This window comes from Cupriavidus sp. UYPR2.512 (assembly GCF_000379565.1).
Taxonomy (GTDB): Bacteria; Pseudomonadota; Gammaproteobacteria; order Burkholderiales; family Burkholderiaceae; genus Cupriavidus.
The window spans coordinates 1-4,446 of sequence record NZ_KB902954.1 but is presented as its reverse complement, the minus strand read 5'-3'; the positions used below and the strand labels follow the sequence as shown (position 1 = coordinate 4,446).

General features: G+C 65.5%; 3 protein-coding genes and 1 pseudogene. 3 read left to right on the top strand and 1 reads right to left on the bottom strand.

Annotated features, from left to right (window positions below; genetic code table 11):
* On the bottom strand, positions 1-121 hold a 121-nt coding region (locus A3A5_RS41475), incomplete at its 3' end, for a transposase DNA-binding-containing protein (RefSeq protein WP_018311102.1).
* 106 nt (positions 122-227) lie between these two features.
* Here A3A5_RS41475 and A3A5_RS38500 point away from each other — a divergent pair.
* The 3 genes and pseudogenes from A3A5_RS38500 to A3A5_RS38495 form a co-directional block, all read left to right on the top strand.
* Positions 228-2,660, top strand: a pseudogene (locus A3A5_RS38500) (efflux RND transporter permease subunit); the annotation flags it as partial.
* Complete coding sequence (locus A3A5_RS0113490) at positions 2,657-3,913, top strand: TolC family protein (protein ID WP_018311100.1); 1,257 nt, start codon at positions 2,657-2,659, stop codon at positions 3,911-3,913. The pseudogene A3A5_RS38500 and the gene A3A5_RS0113490, both read left to right, overlap by 4 nt.
* A 284-nt stretch (positions 3,914-4,197) precedes the next feature.
* Positions 4,198-4,446, top strand: a 249-nt coding sequence (locus A3A5_RS38495) for a transposase (protein WP_018311098.1), incomplete at its 3' end; no start/stop codon positions are given.

The following is a 4,446-nucleotide window of genomic DNA, read 5'->3' as shown; positions in this document are numbered from 1 at the left end:
TTGCCGTCGGCTTCTCTGCGAGTCGCTCCGCTAGCAGCACCGCCCGCTTATTCAGGCGCTGGTCGCCCAAGTCAATGTCCTTGAATTCTGCCGCTGCCCAACTCGTTGCCTCTCGCTGCATGTGCCGTCCAAAATGCAAGAGTGAACGACAATCCGAAAGAGTTTACAACCCCACCCGCTATGTCATTGACCGTAAACGACTTTCTGCGGCGCACCAGCCGCCAGGAGTTGTGTGTAATGAGGTGGGCATAAGGGGGCTCGATGACTTGCGCGCCATTGTCGTGGAAGCTACACGGAGCCTTACCAGCGCGCCAGCCGTGACAGTAGGCGATGTGGCCACCGTGCGACCTGGCGAGGCCACCCGCAACGGCGCGGTCAGTAAGGACGGGCAGGGCGAGGCAGTGGAGGGGCTCGTGCTGGGTCTGCGCGGTACCGATGCGCGCAAACTGGTGCAGGCGGTACAGGCGCGGCTAGACGAGCTGGCGACCAGTCTGCCGAAGGGCATGTCGACGAGGATCTTCTACAACCGCGGGGAACTGGTAACACGCGCGGCGAACACCGTGGTCCGCGCGCTGGCCGAGGCCGGCGTGCTGGTGGTGGTCACGCTGTACCTGTTTCTCGGCGGCGTGCGCGCTGCACTGGTCGTGGCGGCGACATTGCCACTGTCGATGCTCGCCACCTTCCTGTTGATGCGCTACACGGGACTCACTGCGAATCTGATGAGCCTCGGCGGCCTGGCGATCGCGCTGGGCATGCTGGTGGACGCCGCCGTGGTAGTCGTAGAGAACATCGAGACGGCCTTGGCACGAGCCGAAGCTCACAAGACCGATGAGGCGCTGCGCTGCGCGGTGATTCGGCACGCGGTGGCAGCTGTGGCCCTGCCGATGTTGGCCGGTGTGTCCATCATCGCCATCGTCTTTCTGCCGCTGTTGTCGCTGGAGGGACTTGAGGGCAAGCTGTTCGCGCCGGTGGCACTCACAATCGTGCTGGCGCTGGCGTCTTCGGTGGTGATTGCATTCACGGTCGTCCCGGCGGTGGCATCGTGGCTGCTGCTCTCGCACGCCGACGAGCCCCCTTGGCTGATGCGCACGGTGTCGGCCGGCTTTGGCCGAATGCAGGACTGGAGCACGACGCACCGCCGCACCGTCTTCGGCGCCGCGGGCGTGGCGCTGACCGGTGCCGCCGTGCTGTACCTATCCGTGGGAAAGACCTTCATGCCGACCATGGACGAGGGAGACCTGATCGTGCAGCTTCAGAAGACGCCGTCCGTGTCGCTTGCGGCTTCGCTTGATCTGGACCAGCGTGTACAGCAGGACTTGTTGAAGGAAGTCCCGGAGATCCGTTCCATCGTGGCGCGATCCGGCTCCGACGACTTGGACCTGGATCCGATGGGCCTGAACGAGACCGACACCTTCCTGGTGCTAAAGCCCAAGGATCAGTGGCGTGGCAGCAAAGACGACATTGCCGAGGCGATTCGGCGCGTGATGGAACGCTTTCCCGGTGTGATCTATGGATTCACGCAACCCATTGAGATGCGTGTTTCAGAAATGCTGACCGGCACGCGCGGCGACGTTGCCATCAAGCTATTCGGTAGCGACCTCGCGGCCATCGACGCGGCGGCGCAGGTTATTGCGACGACCGTGCGTGGCATCAAAGGGGCGGCCGACGTGATTGCTCCCAGCAACAGCGGCGTGCAATACCTGAAAGTGTCCCTCGACCGCGCCGCCGCGGGCCAGGCGGGCTTTACCGGAGACGCCCTGCAGGCGCAGTTGCGCGCGCTGGTGGAGGGCGACCGCATCGGCGTGGTGCCGGAGGGGATCCTCCGCACGCCACTGATCCTGCGTGGCGGAGCGGCATTGCGCCAGGCGCCCGAGGCGTTTGCCAGCCTGCTGGTCACGGCGCCGGACGGCCGGGCCTGGCCACTGACATCATTGGCGAGCCTTGAGCGGGTGGACGGCCCCGTGCGGATCAATCATGAGAACGGCGCCAGATTCGCGGTAATCCAGGCAAACGTGGAAGGCCGCGACCTGGCTGGCTTCGTTCAGGAGGCGCAGTCGGCAGTCGCCAATCTCAAGACGCTCCCCAAGAGCCTGCGTATCGTCTGGGGCGGGCAATTCGAGAACCAGCGGCGAGCCGCGGCACGTCTGGCTCTGGTCGTGCCGATGGCGTTGGCCGCCGTCTTCTTCCTGCTGACGCTGACATTCCGATCGGTGCGTCAGGCCGTACTGGTGCTCGCCAACATTCCATTCGCGCTGGTGGGAGGCATCGCCGCGTTGCGGCTGTCGGGGGAATACCTGTCGGTTCCGGCGTCGGTCGGCTTCATCGCGCTGCTCGGCATCGCGGTGCTCAACGGGGTCGTACTGGTGTCGCACTTCAATACGCTGCTGGAATCCGGACTCGACATGGCGCAGGCCGTCCGGACCGGCGTCCGGGACCGCTTGCGCCCCGTTCTGATGACCGCCTGCATCACGGCGCTGGGAATGATACCGCTGTTGCTGGCAAGCGGGCCTGGATCCGAGATCCAGCGCCCACTGGCAATTGTTGTCTCAGGTGGCCTCGTTTCCTCGACGGCGCTGACGCTGCTCCTTCTTCCATTGTTGTTCGAGTATTTCGGCCTGCCGGGACAGCGGCCTGCCACCCGACAGGGAGAGCTGCAATGACGCGCAAGCTGTATGTCACCCTTGCTGCAACGGTCAGCACGATGACCATCTGGAGTGCTGCGGCGCAAGCCAGCGGTGCGCACGGTTATCTGCCTGACGAGGCAGTCGTGCGAGAAGCCATTGCCGGTTCGCCAGATGTGATGGCCGCCGAGGCACGACGGGATGCCACGCTCGCGCGCGCCGTCGGGATCCGTGCGGGCACGGCCGAAACGGTGGTGCGTGCGGTGGGTCAGGGTCGCAGCGTGCGGGAGCCAACCCAGCGTTTCCCTGAAGGGCAGATAGCCGTGGACCGGCCGCTGCGGCTGTGGGGCAAGGCCGACGCCGATGCGCGGCTGGCCCATGCGACCGCCGAAGCCGGCGACCTTGCCGTGATGGATGCCCGGCACGAATCGTCGCGCCAGGTCCTGGCCCTGTGCTTCGCTGTGATGCGTGCGGGACAGGCTCGCCTGGCCGCGCAGGATAACGTCCGCGCAGCCGGCGAATTGGTCGCCATAACTACCCGCCGCATCCAGGCGGGCGACGCCGCGCGGCTCGACGGGGAACTGGCCGCATCGGATCACGCGCGCACGCAGGCAGCGCTCGCGACGGCCGCCGCAGCCGAGCAGGCGGCGCTGGCCGAATTGCGTGGCCGGTTTCCCGGGCTGGGGGAACCCCGCCCTCTGGCGGGTGCAGCGCTGCCCCCGGTGCCCCACGAGCCGCCCGAGGCGCTGCGAACGGACTACGTCCGGGGCAGCCATGAGTACCGGCTGGCGATGGCGCAGGAAGCGCAGGCGCTACAGCAGGCCGCTCGAGCGGACTTGGAGCGCAAGCCTGATCCAACGGTCGGGATGTTTGTAATGATCGAGCGGGGCGGAGCGGAGCGCATACTTGGCGTCAGCGTTGCCATGCCGCTTGGCGGCGATCATCGCCTCGCGGCCGCCACGGCCGCGGCTGCGGACGCCGACGCCGCCGCGCGCAGCCGCATGGCGGCCGAGCGCAGGCTCGGCACGGAATTCGACGTGCAGTACCGGAATCTGGTTGGAAGGCGCTCGTCGGCGCAGGCTCAGGCCGAGGCCGCGAGCCTGCAACGCACCGCGTCGGATCGCGCGACGCGCGCCTATCGCGCAGGCGAGTCCGGCCTGGCAGAACTGCTCGCGGTACGCCGCAGCCTTGCCGAGGTGTTGCTGGCCGAACGGCTTGCGCGGGTCGATGCACTGGAAGCCGACAGCCGACTCGGTCTTGACCTTCACCGGATGTGGGATTTCGACGACTGAGCCAGCTTGCGAATTGACGACACTCACCCAACCGACAGTGCGACACCAGGAAACGCTACCTCACGACACCATGACAAATGTTGATCCGATGGAGATGCCACGATGAATGCAGAAGCCAGGTACACCCTCGCGATGAGAACCCTCCACTGGCTGGTTTTCTTCTCCGCATTGATTGCCGTGGCGGCTATTGAGGTTCATGATCTCTTCCCTAACAGGCAGCTGAAATACCTAGCCCGAAGTCAGCGCGGTAGCGTGCCAAGGCGTTGACACTCCATCCGAGATTCATGCGCGGCGCCGACACCTTCACCGAAAGCCTGTTCACCATGCTGCGACTCGAAGATTTCGTGCCGCAAGCGCATCCGTTGCGCCCGATCCGCACCATGGTCAACCAGGCCTTGACGAAGATGGATCGGCTGTTCGCAAGCATGTACGAAGCCGATATCAAGGGCGGACGCCCGAGCATTGCGCCGGAGAAGCTGCTGCGCGCGATGCTGCTGCAGGTTCTGTATAGCATTCGGTCCGAACGGCAACTG

Excerpts from the sequence above, each read along its gene's own strand:
- A3A5_RS0113490 (WP_018311100.1), top strand. The coding sequence starts at position 2,657 with ATGACGCGCAAGCTGTATGTCACCCTTGCTGCAACGGTCAGCACGATG.